The organism is Peptostreptococcus russellii (assembly GCF_900110295.1).
GTDB classification, from domain to species: Bacteria; Bacillota; Clostridia; order Peptostreptococcales; family Peptostreptococcaceae; genus Peptostreptococcus; species Peptostreptococcus russellii_A.
On record NZ_FODF01000003.1, the window covers coordinates 47,667 to 64,863 of the forward strand.

Here is a 17,197-nt window from a genome sequence, read left to right on the forward strand (position 1 = left end):
GCGACTTAAAAATAAATATTCTATGAATATATCACACTTAATACTATCATAAAATGTAAAATATATGTAGGAAAAATTACAGAAATAGGAATTTTAATATAAAAAATAAATTTTCTGTAAATTACAGCTGTCCCCACTTTTTCACATAATCTATAAATTTAAGAGTAGCAGGGGATGGTTTTAGATTTTTTGCACATGCAATACCTAAAACTCTGCTATAGTGTTCATTGAACTGTCTAATACACACATTGAAGGGGATATTTTTTAGAAGTAGTTTAGGAAGTATGGTGATTCCAAATCCTTTTTCAACCATTTTTATAACTGTAAAATCCTCGTCAATTTTGTATTTGATTTTTGGTTTTATATTGTTTTGTTTGAAAATAGTTCCTGTTTCATAATTAAGCCCATCGGCTGAAAGAATAAAACTTTTTCCATGTATATCTTCTATAGATACAGAAATTTTATTACAAAGAGGATGGTTCAAAGGTGTAACTAGAACAAGCTCATCCTTTCCTATTGCAGTAAAATCCAAATCAGCTACTGCATATTCTGAAACAAATATGCAATCTAGTTCATTGTTTTCTATTTTGTAAATAAGTTCGTCAAAACCAGTTACAGTAAGCTCGAATTTTATATTAGGATAAGCACTTGAAAACATGGAAAGTATATCAGGTAGCCAGTTATATGAAATACTTTGAACAGAGCCTATTCTAATATGACCACTTTCAAGGCTTGTAAGATTTGAAGAAATTTTATATATTTTTTCTTCAGACTCACATATATCGTTGATGCAATTCATAATATCTTTTGTATATGGCATAGCTTCCATACCATTTTTAGATCTTTTAAAAAGTTGAATTCCAAGTTCTTTTTCAAAGTTCTTAATAGCCTGACTTACTGCAGACTGAGTGTAATTCAACTTGTTAGCTGCCTTAGAGATGTTCTTTGTTTCATATACAGCTCTAATAATTTCATATCTACTCATATACTTTCCTCCTATATTACACTTAATTGATATTAAAATAACTAATGAATGATATTAAAATAACTAATATTAATGGAGAAATTCCCACAATATAGCAAGTATTAGAAAAAGTTAATACATCCATTAAATCTGCTTTATTCAAATGGTGATTGATATATATTATTATACTATTAAGAAATAAAATATTGCAAATATTATTAAAATTTAGTAGGAGGTATTATCATGGGAGTTGAATATTGGAATGGAGCAGATGCAGCTCATAGAAGAGTAATGATGAAGGCGGCAGGTTATTCAGATATAGATATAAGAAAAAAGCCACATATAGGAGTTCCTAACTCATATATGGCTGGTTCTCCTGGTTCTGCACATTTAAGACAGATAGCAGAAGCAGTTAAAGAAGGTATATGGGCTGCAGGTGGTGTGCCAGTAGAGTTTGGTATACCAGCCACTTGTGGAAATATAGCAAATGGAGCTGAAGAGTTAAAATATGAACAAGTAGGAAGAGATATAGTGGCTATGTCTGTAGAATTCGTAACAAAAGTTCATAATTTTGACGGTCTAGCAATGATTGCTTCATGCGATAATATAATCGCTGGATGTTATTTAGCGGCTATGAGATTAGACATTCCTTCAATGGTTGTAACAGGTGGTTCAATGCAACCAGGTCAACATTGTGGGAAAACTGTAGTTGAAGCGGATCTTGATGCAGCTCGTTTTTCAGGAGCTAGTGAGGAAGATTTAATGGAAATGGAAGATAATGTATGTCCTTCTTTTGGTGCATGTCCTTCAATGGGAACAGCAAATACTATGCAGATGTTAGGTGAAGTTCTAAACTTAGTTCTTCCAGGAACTTCGACAATACCTGCTACAGATAACGCGAAACTAAGAAAAGCAAGAGAAGCGGGAATGTACATGGTTCAAATGGCTAGAAAAAACATTAAACCTTCAGATATAATCACAAAAGAGGTACTTTTAAACTCAATAATGTTTGATATGGCAGTTGCAGGATCAACAAATGCTGTTCTTCATATTCTTTCATATGCATATGAACTAGGAATAAAGTTGAATTTAGAAGACTTTGAAAAATACGCAAAGGAAATTAAGTGTATCAATGCAGTTGTTCCAAGTGGTCCTTATACAGTGGTAGATTTTCATTATGCAGGCGGTGTAATGAATGTAATGAAGATGCTTGAAAAGAAATTATTTACTGATGTTCCTAGTATGTATGATACAAGTTGGAAGCAACTATTAGAAAATGTAGTAGCTGAAGAAAATGAAGTAATACATTCTCTAGAAAATCCTCTATTCGATGAACCAGGATTAAAAATATTAAGAGGAAACTTATCTCCAAATGGTGCAATAGTAAGACCTACTGCAGTATACGAAGAAGTTATGTATATGAAGGGTAAGGCTAAGGTATATGAAGGTGATAGAGAAGCCTTTGAAGCTATACAGAGGGGCGATATAGTTCCTGGAGATATTATAGTAATAAGATATGAAGGTTGTAAGGGAGCTCCAGGGATGAAGGAGTTAATGCTTAGTATAGATGCCCTAATAGGAAAGGGACTTCATAAGAGTGTTGGATTAATATCTGATGCAAGATTTTCTGGATTCAACTTTGGAGCGATTATAGGTCATGTTTCTCCTGAAGCCTATGATGGTGGAAATATTGCTCTCGTAAAAAATGGAGATGAAATAATAATAGATATAGTAAATGGAATAATATCTATGGATGTTTCAGATGAAGAATTAGAAGCTAGAAGAAAAAATTGGGTTAGACCAGAGCTTAAAGAAGGAAAAGGTTGCTTAAATATATATGCTAAAATGTGTAGACCTGCAGAAGAGGGTGGAGCTATGCAACCTTGGGATTTAGATGGAAAGTATAGTACAGATAAATAATTGTTTGTAAAAAGTAAAAAAAAAGAAAAAATAATATAAATAAGGAAGGGAAAAAAATGTTATTATTGTCAGAAAAAGATATAAGAAAAGTTTATACAATGAAAGATGCTGTTGAAGCAGATAAGAAGGCTTTTAAATTAGTAGTAGATGAAAAGGCTGACGCACCTTTGAGAACCAATATACAAGCTCCAAAATATGACGGATGTTTTCTATTTATGCCTGCCTATGTAGAGGATATGGATATTGCATCTTTGAAAATAGTTAATATATTCCCTCGTAATATAGATAATGGAAAACCATCTGCACCAGCACAGGTTCTTCTTATCGATGGAAAAACAGGAGAAGTGATAGCTATTTTAGATGGTACATATGTAACAAAATTAAGAACAGGAGCAGCATCTGGTGCAGCATTTGATTTACTTGCAAGAAAGAATTGCAAAATCGGAGCTTTAATAGGAACTGGTGGGCAAGCTGAAACTCAATTAGAGGCAATGGTCAATGTAAGGGATTTAGATGAAGTAAGAGTATTTGATTTAAATTATGATAGAACAGTTGAGTTTGCAGAAAGAATGCAAGAATATTTAAAGGATTTTTCTACAAAGATTGTTGCAGTAAGAACATCAGATGAGGCAGTGGACAATGCAGATCTTCTGATTACAGTTACACCTTCAACAAAGCCGGTATTTGATGGAAATAAAATTAAAGAAGGAGCAACAGTTAGCTGTGTAGGAGCTTATCAACATCATATGCAAGAAATGGATCCTGTAATATTGGAAAGAGCATCAAAGATATACTTCGATTCTAAAGAAGCAGTTTTATCTGAATCAGGGGATATACTAATTCCTTTGGAAGAAGGTATTATAACAGAAGAAGACTTTACAGGAGACTTAGGAGATGTAATAAATGGAAAGATAAAAGCAAGGGAAAATGACGACGAGATAATAGTGTTTGAAACAGTAGGAGTAGCTACTCAAGATCTAGTAGCAGCTTATGAAATATACAAAAAAGCATTAGAAAATAATGTTGGAACTGTTTGGGAATAAAAATACATATTAGACATAAATTAGAACATGGATTGAAGTATTTTCGATCCATGTTCTTGTTTTAGAAAAATTAAAAAAATATTAATAAAGAAGCCTTTTAAAAAATACAGTTAATAAGACTTGTATTTATAGATTTAATAAAAACTATGGCCAAAGTAAATTTTAAAAAAATATAATAGGGTATAATAGAAGTAGGCATTGTAATTTATAAATATAATATAGTTAGCAATATTAGAAGGAGGAATTAAATATGAAATTAGGTATTTTAGGGGCAGGGATGATTGTAAAGGAAGTTCTTCCTATACTTAGAGAAACAGATATAGATTTGAAAGGAATATGTGCAACTAAAAAGTCAGAAGAAAAATTAAAGGTTTTATCATCGGAATATAATATAGAAAATTATTACACAGATTTTGATGAAATGCTTAAAAACAATGAAATCGATACAATATATGTAGCGCTTCCAAATTTGTTACACTTTGATTCTTGTAAAAAATCTCTTGAGGCAGGAAAAAATGTAATTTGTGAAAAACCATTTACAGTAAAGCACAAGGAATTACTAGAATTAAATGAAATAGCAAAGAAAAAGAATTTAATATTAATAGAAGCAATAACAACTCAGTATATAGAAAACTATATTGAGATAAAGAAAAAAGTTCAAAATGGAGAAATTGGAGATATTAAACTTTTAGTTGCAAATTACTCTCAGTATTCTTCAAGATATGATAACTTTAAAAAGGGGATTGTTGCACCTTCATTTGATCCAAAGTTTGCAGGAGGATCTTTAATGGACCTAAATATTTATAATATACATTTTATATGTGGAATATTCGGAAAGCCAGAAGATGTTACCTATGCTCCTATAATGGAAGGGAACATAGATGTTTCAGGAATATTGACATTGTCATATCCAAATTTTAAATGCCTAGCAATTGCAAGTAAGGCTTGCAACTGTGATAACCATATGCAGATTCAAGGAACAAAAGCTACAATTACAATGAGTAGACCGACAAATGAATGTAGTTCTTATGAAGTATTTGTAAAGGGACTGGGCAGAGAAGAATTTAATGCAAATAAATACAAGCATAGAATGCATAGTGAATTTTTAGAATTTGATAGAATCATCAATGAAAAAGACTATAAAAAGGCTGAAGAAATGATGGAAAATTCATTGATTGTAATGGAAGTAATAGATAAGGCTAGAAAGTTTCTTTAGCTAATATATATAAGTATAAGTAAGATATTAATATAAAATAAGAGCAAAATAGATTATTTTAAAATATAAAATTATAAAGAAAAGTATCTAGCTAAAATTCTAGCTAGATACTTTTTAATTTACAAAAATCTGTTAAAATTTATTTATCTTTTGTTTTTTTGAATCTTTTTCTCAACTATTATTGCGTTTGTCATAGCTCCACTTACATTTAGCATTGTCCTTCCCATATCTAGAAGTGGGTCAATTGCGAGTATTGGATTTACAAGAGCAAAGTATTGGCTCATACCAACCCCTGAAATACTTACAGAAGCAGCAGTAATAGATGTACCAGGAATACCTGCTATACCTATTGAACCAATTGTTACAACTATAATACTAGTAATTACTAAACTAAAGTCAATAGGAACTCCTGCCGTATTTGCTACAAACACTATAAGCATAGCTGGATATATTCCAGCACAACCTTGCATACCTGCAGTTGCAGAGAAACTAGCCACAAAACTAGCAGTTGCATCATCTACATCTAATTTTTCTGATAGACTAGTAATAGTAGATGGAAGAACCCCTACACTGGATCTTGACGTAAAGGCAAGAACAAGAGTAGATAAAGCATTTTTAAAGTACCAGATTGGGTTCACTCCGTATAATAAAAGTGCAATAGATTGAATAATAAGCATAATGATAATGCTTATGTATAGAATAATTATAAATGCAATCACATCTTTTATAGCTTGTATACCATTTTGAGCAATTGTATTTGCAAGAAGTGGAACAACTGCAAATGGCATAAATCCTAATATCATATCAGCCATGTTTGAAATAATCTTATGTAGATCATCTATCAGCTTAGTAAAGCTTTCAAGCTTATTATCTGTATTTTTTCTAATGGATCTTGCTGAAACACCTACTATTACTGAAGCGATTACAATTGCTATAACATTAAAGTCTAACATAGCTTGGAAAGGATTGGCTGGAAGTATATTCCTAAAGGTATCTACCACGCTATGTGTTTCTCTTATCATGTTTTTTCCACCTGTTATAGCTGAAGAAGCTCCTAATTTGTAGAAATATGCAAGAGTAAATCCTACTATAGCTGATATAGCCAACATAGTCATAGATGTAAGCAAGGTATACTTAGTAAGCTTACTGATATTAGTATTCATATCCATATTTATTATTACGTGGATAATTGAAATTATAATTAGCGGTATTACCAACATTCTTATAATATCTATATATCCACCTCCAAATAATGAATACCATTTTGTGGTTTCTGAGACAAAGCTAATTTTCATAGGGTCCTTAGCAAAGCCAGAAACAATTTGAATTATTAATCCTAGTAAAATTCCTAATACTGTGCCGATCATAACTAGCTTAGAATAATCAAAGCGCTTGATCAATTTGGCAATAAAGAAAAATATAATTGCCAATAAAATTAGAAATCCTACTGTTTCAAAGTTAGAAATCATTAAGAAATCTTTTAAAAAACTTTCTTTCACCTTAGTGTCCTCCTAATATTTTAATTTACAACTTCGATCATTCACATCAGCTTAATCCTATAAATAGATGTCTGAAATTCATGTCTCACTAAATTTAAAAGTTTAGTCAAACGATTATGCTTTTTTTATTATTTAAAGGGTATAATTTATTAGTATGGATAAAATATACAATCAAATAATAAGGTGAAAAACATCAAAAATTGTAGTACTTAAAGATTTATACCCAAAAAAATAAAAAGTAATGAAAAAAATTACAAATAGATAGAATCTATCTAAGGTATTATATAAATAAAAAAGTTTATTTTAATAAAAAAATAAAAGATTGAAAGGTCTATTGACAATCAAATGATAATATGATAAATTGATATTTAATGAAAAAATCAGATGTATAGGTTGAAATTATAAGGAAAAAACAAGGGAGTAAAAATAAATTCTTATTTCAATTGAGAATAGATGGGTAATTAAAAGTTAATTTTGTTAACTTAAAAAAGTTTAAAAAAGAATTATGTTAATAAAGAAGGATGTAATTTGTATAAGGAGATGGTATTATGGAAAAGAAATTAACAGATCAAAGAGCCATGGAAAATAAAATAGTAAATAAGTTGTCCTCAGTAAGTATATTTGGAAATATTGCATTAACAGTTTTCAAATTATTTGCAGGTACAATGGGACATTCTGGAGCTATGCTTTCTGATGCAATTCACTCACTTTCCGATGTATTTACTACAGTAGTAGCTTTTATCGGGGTGAAAATGTCTAAAAAAGAGGCAGATAAGGAGCATCCTTATGGTCATGATAGATTAGAAAGCATTGCTTCTGTTTTTCTAGCAATCATACTTATAGCTACAGGTATAGGTATAGGTTTTAGTGGTATTGAAAAAATAGTAGATATGAAAAAAGTAGCTATTGAAGTACCAGGAGTATTAGCTTTAATCGCTGCGATTGTTTCTATAGTGGTAAAAGAATTAATGTTTTGGTATACAAGATATTATGCAAAAAAGCTAAATTCATCAGCTTTTATGGCAGATGCTTGGCATCACAGAAGTGATGCTATATCTTCAGTTGGTTCTTTGATAGGTATTACATTTGCTAGAATGGGATATCCTATTTTTGACCCTATAGCAAGTATTCTTATTTCACTGTTAATATTGAAAGTGGGATATGATATATTTAAAGATGGTTTCAATAAGATGGTCGACAAAAGTTGTAGTGAAGATGTAGAAGCAAAAATAAGAGATATTGTAACTTTTCAAGATGGTGTAGAAGGAATAGATGTTTTGAGAACTAGAGAATTCGGTGCAAAGATGTATGTAGATATTGAGATTCTAGCAGATGGAAATTTACCTCTAAGAGAATCTCATAGTATAGCCCAAAAGGTACATGATGAAGTCGAAAAGGCATTTCCAGACTGTAAGCATTGTATGGTACATGTAAATCCAAGAGATTAAAGGCTATATATAAACATTAGAGATATAGAAAGTTTAAAGTAAAATATAATTATTAAGGGCGATACTTCAGTTGGAAGTGTCGCTTTTTATATAGATAATTAAATGCTATAATAGAGTATAAAAATATAGATATAAATAAAATATACTATTAAAGAGAAAGAGGTGCTAGAAATGTTGACTACAGTGTGCTATTTACAAAGGAATAATAAATATCTTATGCTTTACAGAAATAAGAAAAAAATAGATGTTAATAAAGGAAAGTGGATAGGAGTAGGCGGAAAGCTAGAAGAAGGTGAAAGCCCTGAAGAATGTATAAAAAGAGAAATAAAAGAGGAAACAGGGTATATTGCAAATAATTGTAAAGAAAGAGGAATTGTAGTTTTTAATTATAATGACGAGCCTTCAGAATTTATGTATCTGTATACTTGCAATGATTTTACTGGAAATATAATAGATTGTGATGAGGGAGATTTAAAATGGATTCCTAAAGACGAAGTAAAAGAATTGAATTTATGGGAGGGAGATAAGATATTTATAGATCTTATTCAAAATAAGGCACCGTATTTTTTTCTGACTCTCAACTATAAAAATGATGAATTAATAAGTCATACATTAGAATTTAAAAAAGATGACTTTATGAGATTTGAGGTATTTGTACCGGAAGAATATGTGGATTCAATAATTAAAGAGCTATCTAAATATAATTTACTTACAGTAGGATTTTACAAAGATGTTTATGCATCAATGGATGTAGAAGGACATTGGATTAGTTTAGAAGGAGCGGATCCTTTTGATGGTGAAATAGGAAAGGAAAGTAAGGCAGATGAGAAACTATTGAAGTTTATAATAAAAAAAGAATTTGCAGACCTTGCCTATTATCTAATTAAAAGAGCTCATCCCTATGAAGTTCCTGTTATAAATATATTTTAAAAGGAGTGATCGAAATTAAATATTATAATTTTAATATGGAATCAGATTTTGAACATAGAGTTATAAAAGATGATGGTAAAAATATAGATATCTATGTAGATTTAGATTATAGAAGTGTCAATATTATAGATAATAAGATGTCATTTTTTAATTCAAGGATACAATTTCCTAGAGTGAAGGCAATGATAATAAGAATTACTTCTAAAAATGAAATTGCGACTGTTCATCTTTTGAGAGATATAGATCTTTTATCTGCATTTGCAAATTTTGAGATAGATTACAAAAGAAACGTTTTCAAAATAATGAAAAATAATGAGTATGTTCTTTTAGAAAAAACAGGCTTATAGAATTTTAAACAAAAAACTAATTTTATAATCAGAAAACGTTTTTAAATTTTATTTTGATTTAAAAATAAAAAAGAAAATATAATAATGTATTTTTATGTTAGAAATTAACTTTTTTTCGGAAAATGAGATACAAAAGGCTACTATTAATGTTAGAATATAGTTATAGAGTTTTTCGAAATAATAGCAATATCTTTTGGAATATTCAAAAAAATGAAAAATGAAAAAATTTGATTATGATATTGCAGATAAATTTAAGAAGTTTATATTATTACTTCAAGGAAAAGTATAAACGCATAATTTATATTAAATACTATGTAGTTGAAAAGGGGTTTTGTAGCTATGAGAAAGTTGACTGTTGATTTTAATAATTTCAGAACACTGGATGATTTCCATGAATTTATGATAAAGGAGTTATGCCTAGATTCCGATTACGGAAGAAATCTTGATGCACTTCATCATATTTCAAAAAATGCAGATTGTGAGTTTGAAGTGATTAAGGGTGGCCCAGTTTTAGAAGAGATGCAAGAGATAGTTTGTGCAATTTTATGCAATGACGTGAGTAAGTAATAATATATTTATAAAGAGTGATTATATGAAAATATTTAGAGAAATAAACTGATATTAGAAAGTTTATTTCTCTTTTTTTGTGATAAAAATAAATAAAAAATACTTATTTATAAGATATTATTTAATATGTTTAAGTATATTCCCATATGGGTATTTTCAAAATATAGCTGATTGAATATAATGGTTATTATTTTAATGATTTAGATATAAAAAACAAAAAGCCTTGAAATATTTTTAGGTGATTAATATATTAAGTGCACTATTAAAAATATTAGTAGAATATTTAAATTTATATAAGGGTGCAAAATATTTTATAGAAAGGATAGTTTATGGATTTTTTAGGAAAGTTTAAGACAGGTGGTCATAAGCCTGCAAATGGTATTAGAAATTTTTTAAAGTATGTAGGTCCAGGTTTGCTAGTTACAGTAGGATTTATAGATCCTGGAAACTGGGCTTCAAATATATCTTCAGGAGCGGATTATGGATATTCTTTATTGTGGATGGTTACCTTGTCTACAATTATGCTGATAGTGCTTCAGCATAATGCGGCACACTTGGGAATAGCAACAGGAGATTGTATATCAGAAGCTGCAAGTAAGCATCTTCCCAAGAAAGTATCGATTCCAGTTTTAGCAACTTCGTTAATGGCTGTAGTGGCTACCAGTATGGCGGAAATTTTAGGTGGTGCAATAGCTTTGAAGATGCTTTTTAATATTCCGATTAAACTAGGTGCAATTCTTGTATCTATTCTTGTAGTAATAATGATGCTTTCAAACTCATATGCTAAGTTAGAAAGGTATATTATAGGATTTGTATCTCTTATAGGTATTTCATTTATTATAGAGTTAAAAATGGTGCCTGTAGATTGGGGAGAAGCAGCTAGAAGCTGGGTAACAGTATCTTTGCCAGAAGGTTCTCTTCCCATAGTTATGTCTGTTCTTGGAGCAGTTGTAATGCCTCATAATTTATTTTTACATTCTGAAGTGATTCAGTCTAGAGAATTTAATAATGAGGATGAAACAGTAATAAAAAAGCAGTTAAAATATGAGTTTATGGACACTTTATTTTCAATGGTTATAGGTTGGGCTATAAATTCTGCCATGATTATATTGGCAGCAGCTACATTTTTTCAACATAATATAGCCGTTTCTGAACTAGAAAGTGCCCAAAGGCTTTTGACTCCTATGTTGGGTAATATGGCATCTGTAATATTTGCTCTAGCGCTTTTATTTGCAGGTATTTCATCTACAATTACAGCACTTATGTCAGGAGGATCTATATTTGCGGGAATGTTTGGTGAACCTTATGATATTAAGGATTTTCACAGTAGATTTGCAGTTATTGCAATAGTGATTTTGTCTACTATCGTTATATTCTTTATACCAGATCCATTTGAGGGTTTGATATATTCTCAGATGCTTTTATCAATACAACTCCCTATAACGGTATTTCTTCAGATATATTTGACTTCTTCAGAAAAAGTTATGGGTAAAAATAAAAATAGTTTTCTTACAAAAGCAATGCTTATAATAATAGCAGTAATTTTAACTGTTCTTAATATAATGCTTTTTAGAGAACTCCTGTAATAATTTAATAGTATTGAATTAATAATAGACACTATAAATAAAAAGAAAGAAGCTTCTCTTTACTAGAAGCTTCTTTCTTTTCTTGTGAATTTTATTTAAGCACATTATACGAGTTTAGCTTATTAAAAATAACCGACTTTAAATATCATTTAACGTATCTAACGTATCTAACATATCTAACATATTAAAATTATATCCCACATATTAAAATTTAAAATAACTAATTTACAATAAGTCTATCAAAATTATCGCTATTTTATAAATAGAAAGTTCTTTTCTGGATGTTTTTCAAGCCATTTTTTAGCGTAACTGCATTGCGCCTCTGCTTTCCATCCCTTGCTTTCTATTGTATCAACAGCTTCTTGCATAAGTTTTCCAGCCATACCTTGTCCTCTTAGGGCTGGAGAAACAAAAGTTTTGTTAATAGTTACAAGGTCTTTGTCTAGAAATGGAAAAGTGATTTCTGCAAGAGTATCCCCCTTATCATCTTCTAGATAAATTCTGTTGTTTTCTTTCTTAAAATCCATAACGCTTCCTCCTTAAAGTAGTACTTAATATAATATATACCATTAAAAAAATATAAGAAACAGTTGCTAATTATGGATTGTATAAAAAGTTTTTATTTTATAAAATTATGAAAAAAAACTTTTATTTTTTTAGAGCCTTTTTAACTCCTGCAAAAATTGCAAGGGCAGTAACGACACCAAATAACGCTTGCATTGTATTTGCTGGAACTGCTGCTATTGAAGTTTTAAGGTTAAACATAAATATTTCTCCTATAAAATAACCAGAAACCATTATTATTCCACCTACAACTGCAGCTATTGTTTCACCCTTTTTTCCAGGAACTCTTTCAGCAATAAGTCCACATATAAATCCTTCAAGTCCTTTTGTTACAAATGTAAGAGGAGCGTATACACCATATCCAGAAATTAAATCTGCCATAGCTGAACCAACTCCACCTATTAAAGCACCGTGTTTTTTTCCAAGGTATAAACCTGAGAATAAAACAACAGTATCTCCCATATTTACATAACCATGAGCACCTACAACAGGAATCTGAACTATCATTGTCATGACAGTTGTAAGTGCCATAAGTATTCCGCATAAAACGAAATCTTTGGTTTCAAATTTGTGTTCCTCATAAATCTGACTGCTCATAATTGACCTCCAATTAGAAAATTATTATAATTATTTGTTCAATAATAATAATAGTATAAATGGGGACATTATTCAATTTGTATTGGAAATAAAAATAAAGTGTATCGGTTCAATAGAAAAGCTTTGTAAAAAAAATGGAGGAAAATGAAAAAAATATAGCAAAATAATAGAAATAAAATGATTATTATTATATAGTAAATATATAAATAGTGTGTATGGGTACAAAAGCGATGAATTTTAGGAGGTCAGATGTTAACAGAAGAGCGTTTTAAATATATATTAGATAAAATAAAAATGAATGGTACAGTTAAATTAAAAGAACTAGTTTCAGAGTTAGATGTCAGTGAATCTACAATTAGAAGGGATTTCGATGAATTAGAAGATAAGGGACTTGTAAAGAGAGTTCATGGTGGTGCAGTTGGTACAAGAAGCAACTTTACATATGATAATACAATTACTGAGAGAATTACTCAATTTGTAAAGGAAAAGAAAAAAATAGCCAAGTACTGTGGAGAACTTATTAAAGATGGGGATTTTATCTATCTGGATTCAGGTACTTCTACATATGAAATAATACCTTTTTTACAGGGAAAAGATGTAGTAGTTGTAACAAACGGTGTATACAATATGGAAAAGCTTATAGAGAACGATATAAAAACATATATACTAGGAGGCGAAATTAAGCCTATAACAAAGAGCATAGTAGGAGAGCAAGCTATTATGCAGATTGAAGATTTTAGGTTCAGTAAGGCTTTTTTAGGGGCGAACGGTATTACAGTAAATGCTTCAATTACTACTCCAGATATTAGTGAATCACTTCTAAAGAGGGCTGCAATAAAAAAGGCAGAAGAAGCCTATATACTTGCAGATTCTAGTAAGTTTGGCAAGGTTTCATTTTCAAAGGTTTGTGATCTTGATGAGGTAACTATTGTTACAGATGCCAAGAGAAAAGATATTGAGGAATTATGTGCCTTTACTAGAGTTATTACAGTAGAATAAAATATTAGAAATAGATAATTTAATTGATTTTGTACTTTAGATACTTTACAAAAAATGTTATAATAAAAAGCAATAAAAAAGAAGGTGGCAGTTGCCATCTTCTTTTGGTTTTTGATAGGCAAAATAATATATATTTGCCTTACTTTATACTAATTACTATATTAAAAAATTTTATATATGTTTTACTGGGGAATGACAGAATTTGAAAGAATGTAAATGGAAAAACGATTTAAATGCAGCAAAAATGAAAGAAAATGATTGATTTTTGTTTTTTACAATGTTATAATCAAATAAATTAAAAAAAGATGCATTGAAAGTACTGTTTAATCAATGTTTATGGATTTATGAAAGATTTTGAAAGAAAAGAGTGAGGATATAAGGGGAGTGAGAATATGATATATACGGTAACTCTTAATCCATCAATAGATTATATAGTTGAAGTAGAGGAATTTATTGAAGGTGGATTAAATAGAGCAAAAAAGGAGTATTCAAATATAGGTGGCAAGGGAATTATGGTTTCTAAGCTTCTTAAAAATATAGGGATAGAGAGTACAGCATTAGGTTTTATAGGTGGATATACAGGAGATTATATAAAAACTTGCTTTGAAAAAAATGATATGAATGAAAATTTTACAAAGGTTAGGGAAAATACAAGAATCAATGTAAAATTGAAATCTAAGTGTGAAAGTGAAATCAACGGTAGAGGACCTGAAATAAAAGAAAATGAACAGGAAGATTTTCTAAAAAAGATAAAGAATATATCAAAAGGAGATACAGTAATCATTTCTGGTAGTAGTGCTCCTGGTCTTGATCAAGATATAATATCTCAAATAATAGATATATGTATAGAAAAAAAAGCAGATTTTGTGGTGGATATTTCTGGAGAAAAGCTTTTAGATTTGATATCAAGAAAACCCTTGTTAATAAAGCCGAATATAGATGAGCTTGGAGAGTTATTTGGGATAGAATTCAAGTCTATAAAAGAGATAATACCATATGGAAAAAAGTGTTTGGAAATGGGAGCTAAATATGTAATTGTCTCTATGGGGGAAGAAGGAGCTTTGTTCTTCAGTAGTGAAGATATTTACTTTGCACCTAGAATAGAAGGAAAACTAATCAATTCAGTAGGAGCTGGAGATTCCATGCTTGCTGGATTTGTAGGAAGTCTAAAAGAAGGAAAAGATAAAGTAGAAAGCTTTAAAATATCTGTAGCTTGTGGAACTGCCACAGCCTTTTGTCAAGATATAGCAAATAAAGAAGAAATAGAGAAAATATATAAAAAAGTACTTATAAAAGAGTACAGAACTCTATAAAAAAATTATGTAAATATACAGAGTAAAATAGTGAGATGAAAGTTTTAAGTATTGAGAGATATATGGTATAGCTTTGTATTTAAAGATAGATATAAATTTATATAAAATATAGTTAAAAGTTGATTATGAAGAATAGACATTAAAAATTTAGTATATATTTTTTAATGTCTAGGATATAGAAAGGGAAAGAGCATGAAAATTTCTGATTTATTAAAAAAAGAAATAATGATTATGGAACTTGCTGCGGACAATAAGATAGATGCAATAAATGAAATGATCGCTAAGTTAAAAGAGAAAAAAATGATAAGTGATGAAGAGTTATTTAGAGAAGAAATAATGAATAGAGAAGAACTTTCATCTACTGGATTGGGAGATGGCATAGCCATGCCTCATGCAAAGACTAAGGCAGTAAATACCCCTTGTGTTTTATTTGCAAGAAGTGAAAAAGGGATAGACTATGATTCTCTAGATGGACAGCCGGCACATCTATTCTTTATGATAGCTGCTGAAGAAGGCGCAAATAATACTCATATTGAAACACTTGCCAACTTATCAAAGCTTTTATTAAAAGCCAATTTTATAGAAAAGCTAAGAAAAGCTAAGAATCCAGATGAAGTAATAGAGCTTGTAGAAGCAGGAGAAAAAGAGAATAAAGAAATAGAAAAAAAGAAAAAAGAAGATAAGAAAATCCAGACAAAAGATATTAAAAAGCCTTTTATAGTTGCTGTAACAGCCTGTCCTACGGGAATTGCTCACACATATATGGCAGAGGATGCTTTGAAAGAAAAAGCTGAAAAAATGGGTGTGGATATAAGAGTAGAAACTAATGGAAGTGATGGAGCAAAGAATGTTCTTACAAAAGAAGAAATAGAAAAAGCCGTGGCTGTAATTGTTTCAGCAGATAAAAATGTTGAAATGGACAGATTTGATGGAAAGCACTTAATAAAGACTCCTGTAAGTGAAGCTATAAGAAATACAGAAGGACTAATTAATAGAGCTTTAAATAAAGATGGCAAAATATACAATGCTGAAAATAAAAATCAAGATAAAGAATCAAAGGGAAAATTATCAATAGGAAGTAAGATATACAAAGATGTAATGAATGGAGTCAGTCATATGCTTCCATTTGTAGTAGGCGGTGGTATTCTAATAGCAGTATCATTTATGGCTGAGAGCTTATTTGGTTCAAATAGTGAAATATATAAATTTCTTATGGATATAGGTGGTAATGGAGCCTTTTCATTATTAATACCAGTACTGGCTGGATATATAGCTATGAGCATTGCTGATAGACCTGCTCTTATGCCAGGTATGGTGGCTGGTCTAATGGCAGTTCAGACTGGATCAGGATTTTTAGGAGGACTTGCAGCAGGTTTTATAGCAGGCTATGTAATAGTATTGCTAAAGAAATTAACAGCTAAGTTACCAAAGTCCCTTGAAGGTATTAAACCTATGATTATATTCCCTGTGCTGGGGCTTTTAATTACAGGTGCAATTATGTATTTTGGAATTAATCCAGTTTTTTCAGGAATTAATAAGTCTATGAATGATGCACTTACTCATCTTGGAACAGGAAATGCCGTATTGTTGGGAGCAGTTCTTGCCGGAATGATGGCGGTAGATATGGGTGGACCTATAAATAAGGCAGCTTATACTTTTGCAATCGGTGTATTTACATCTACTCAACAGGGGAACTTTATGGCAGCAGTAATGGCAGGTGGAATGGTTCCACCTCTATCGATTGCCCTTGCTACAACAGTATTTAAAAGTAAGTTTACTAAAAAGGAAATACAGTCTGGTCTTACAAACTGGATTTTAGGGCTTACATTTATTACAGAAGGTGCAATTCCCTTTGCAGCAGCAGATCCTGTAAGAGTAATAGCCAGCTCGATAGTAGGTTCTGCAGTAGCAGGAGGTCTAACTCAGTTATGGCATGTAAGCACTCCTGCTCCACATGGTGGGATTTTGGTTGCATTTGTAATGGAGCCACATCAGATACTATTTTTCCTTCTTGCAATAGTAATAGGAACAGCAATATCTGGAATCATATACGGAATATGGAAAAAGCCAACAGAAATATAAGATAATTAATAATACACAAGATAAAAATGTACAGCCAATGGCTGTGCATTTTTTGTTTTGGAATAATTTAAACTAGATAAGTAAGTAGTTAGAGTGGATATATATTTTTCATACTGTGGAAA

The 17,197-nt window shown here is 30.3% G+C and carries 15 protein-coding genes; 11 read left to right on the forward strand and 4 right to left on the reverse strand.

The window, feature by feature from the left end:
- Positions 1-121: 121 nt before the first annotated feature.
- Entirely contained in the window at positions 122-985 is an 864-nt protein-coding gene (locus BMY82_RS02770) for a LysR family transcriptional regulator (RefSeq protein ID WP_091974442.1), read from the reverse strand.
- A gap of 222 nt (positions 986-1,207) precedes the next feature.
- On the opposite strand from BMY82_RS02770, the gene ilvD reads away from it, so the two are divergent.
- The 3 genes from ilvD to BMY82_RS02785 all read left to right on the forward strand — a co-directional run bounded on the left by ilvD (position 1,208) and on the right by BMY82_RS02785 (position 5,143).
- Complete coding sequence (ilvD, locus tag BMY82_RS02775; RefSeq protein ID WP_091974444.1) at positions 1,208-2,884, forward strand: dihydroxy-acid dehydratase; 1,677 nt, start codon at positions 1,208-1,210, stop codon at positions 2,882-2,884.
- 56 nt (positions 2,885-2,940) lie between these two features.
- A complete protein-coding gene (locus BMY82_RS02780) occupies positions 2,941-3,927 on the forward strand; it encodes an ornithine cyclodeaminase family protein (RefSeq protein WP_091974446.1) in 987 nt (328 codons plus the stop codon).
- 250 nt (positions 3,928-4,177) lie between these two features.
- Complete coding sequence (locus BMY82_RS02785; protein WP_091974448.1) at positions 4,178-5,143, forward strand: Gfo/Idh/MocA family protein; 966 nt, start codon at positions 4,178-4,180, stop codon at positions 5,141-5,143.
- A 143-nt stretch (positions 5,144-5,286) separates the two neighbouring features.
- Here BMY82_RS02785 and BMY82_RS02790 read toward each other — a convergent pair whose 3' ends face one another.
- Positions 5,287-6,642, reverse strand: a complete 1,356-nt coding sequence (locus tag BMY82_RS02790) for a cation:dicarboxylate symporter family transporter (protein ID WP_091974450.1) — start codon at positions 6,640-6,642, stop codon at positions 5,287-5,289.
- 548 nt (positions 6,643-7,190) lie between these two features.
- Between BMY82_RS02790 and BMY82_RS02795 the strand changes: the two genes are divergently transcribed.
- The 5 genes from BMY82_RS02795 to BMY82_RS02815 all read left to right on the forward strand — a co-directional run bounded on the left by BMY82_RS02795 (position 7,191) and on the right by BMY82_RS02815 (position 11,520).
- Positions 7,191-8,090: a cation diffusion facilitator family transporter gene (locus BMY82_RS02795; RefSeq protein ID WP_091974452.1), complete on the forward strand. Its 900-nt coding sequence runs from the start codon at positions 7,191-7,193 to the stop codon at positions 8,088-8,090.
- 171 nt (positions 8,091-8,261) lie between these two features.
- A complete protein-coding gene (locus BMY82_RS09670; protein ID WP_091974454.1) occupies positions 8,262-9,020 on the forward strand; it encodes an NUDIX domain-containing protein in 759 nt (252 codons plus the stop codon).
- Positions 9,021-9,055: 35 nt separating this feature from the next.
- Positions 9,056-9,367, forward strand: a complete 312-nt coding sequence (locus BMY82_RS02805; protein WP_091974456.1) for a hypothetical protein — start codon at positions 9,056-9,058, stop codon at positions 9,365-9,367.
- 339 nt (positions 9,368-9,706) lie between these two features.
- Positions 9,707-9,934 carry a barstar family protein gene (locus BMY82_RS02810; RefSeq protein WP_091974459.1) on the forward strand — a complete coding sequence of 76 codons (228 nt, stop codon included), beginning with the start codon at positions 9,707-9,709 and terminating at the stop codon, positions 9,932-9,934.
- Positions 9,935-10,263: 329 nt separating this feature from the next.
- Positions 10,264-11,520, forward strand: coding sequence for an Nramp family divalent metal transporter (locus tag BMY82_RS02815; RefSeq protein ID WP_091974461.1), 1,257 nt, complete (start codon positions 10,264-10,266; stop codon positions 11,518-11,520).
- Between the two features lie 251 nt (positions 11,521-11,771).
- Here BMY82_RS02815 and BMY82_RS02820 read toward each other — a convergent pair whose 3' ends face one another.
- On the reverse strand, positions 11,772-12,047 hold the full coding sequence (locus tag BMY82_RS02820; RefSeq protein ID WP_091974463.1) for a GNAT family N-acetyltransferase: 276 nt from the start codon (positions 12,045-12,047) through the stop codon (positions 11,772-11,774).
- A 121-nt stretch (positions 12,048-12,168) separates the two neighbouring features.
- Positions 12,169-12,681, reverse strand: a complete 513-nt coding sequence (locus BMY82_RS02825) for an ECF transporter S component (RefSeq protein WP_091974465.1) — start codon at positions 12,679-12,681, stop codon at positions 12,169-12,171.
- A 249-nt stretch (positions 12,682-12,930) separates the two neighbouring features.
- Here BMY82_RS02825 and BMY82_RS02830 point away from each other — a divergent pair, with 249 nt between their 5' ends.
- The 3 genes from BMY82_RS02830 to BMY82_RS02840 all read left to right on the forward strand — a co-directional run bounded on the left by BMY82_RS02830 (position 12,931) and on the right by BMY82_RS02840 (position 17,075).
- Positions 12,931-13,680: a DeoR/GlpR family DNA-binding transcription regulator gene (locus BMY82_RS02830; RefSeq protein ID WP_091974467.1), complete on the forward strand. Its 750-nt coding sequence runs from the start codon at positions 12,931-12,933 to the stop codon at positions 13,678-13,680.
- Between the two features lie 392 nt (positions 13,681-14,072).
- Complete coding sequence (pfkB, locus tag BMY82_RS02835) at positions 14,073-14,993, forward strand: 1-phosphofructokinase (protein WP_091974468.1); 921 nt, start codon at positions 14,073-14,075, stop codon at positions 14,991-14,993.
- Positions 14,994-15,185: 192 nt separating this feature from the next.
- On the forward strand, positions 15,186-17,075 hold the full coding sequence (locus BMY82_RS02840; RefSeq protein ID WP_091974470.1) for a PTS fructose transporter subunit IIABC: 1,890 nt from the start codon (positions 15,186-15,188) through the stop codon (positions 17,073-17,075).
- Positions 17,076-17,197: the final 122 nt, after the last annotated feature.

Coding starts and splice junctions, on each gene's coding strand:
- BMY82_RS02825 (WP_091974465.1), bottom strand. CDS start 12,681: ATGAGCAGTCAGATTTATGAGGAACACAAATTTGAAACCAAAGATTTC.
- BMY82_RS02820 (WP_091974463.1), bottom strand. CDS start 12,047: ATGGATTTTAAGAAAGAAAACAACAGAATTTATCTAGAAGATGATAAG.
- pfkB (WP_091974468.1), top strand. CDS start 14,073: ATGATATATACGGTAACTCTTAATCCATCAATAGATTATATAGTTGAA.
- BMY82_RS09670 (WP_091974454.1), top strand. CDS start 8,262: ATGTTGACTACAGTGTGCTATTTACAAAGGAATAATAAATATCTTATG.
- ilvD (WP_091974444.1), top strand. CDS start 1,208: ATGGGAGTTGAATATTGGAATGGAGCAGATGCAGCTCATAGAAGAGTA.
- BMY82_RS02795 (WP_091974452.1), top strand. CDS start 7,191: ATGGAAAAGAAATTAACAGATCAAAGAGCCATGGAAAATAAAATAGTA.
- BMY82_RS02785 (WP_091974448.1), top strand. CDS start 4,178: ATGAAATTAGGTATTTTAGGGGCAGGGATGATTGTAAAGGAAGTTCTT.
- BMY82_RS02815 (WP_091974461.1), top strand. CDS start 10,264: ATGGATTTTTTAGGAAAGTTTAAGACAGGTGGTCATAAGCCTGCAAAT.
- BMY82_RS02805 (WP_091974456.1), top strand. CDS start 9,056: ATGGAATCAGATTTTGAACATAGAGTTATAAAAGATGATGGTAAAAAT.
- BMY82_RS02780 (WP_091974446.1), top strand. CDS start 2,941: ATGTTATTATTGTCAGAAAAAGATATAAGAAAAGTTTATACAATGAAA.
- BMY82_RS02840 (WP_091974470.1), top strand. CDS start 15,186: ATGAAAATTTCTGATTTATTAAAAAAAGAAATAATGATTATGGAACTT.
- BMY82_RS02810 (WP_091974459.1), top strand. CDS start 9,707: ATGAGAAAGTTGACTGTTGATTTTAATAATTTCAGAACACTGGATGAT.
- BMY82_RS02770 (WP_091974442.1), bottom strand. CDS start 985: ATGAGTAGATATGAAATTATTAGAGCTGTATATGAAACAAAGAACATC.
- BMY82_RS02830 (WP_091974467.1), top strand. CDS start 12,931: ATGTTAACAGAAGAGCGTTTTAAATATATATTAGATAAAATAAAAATG.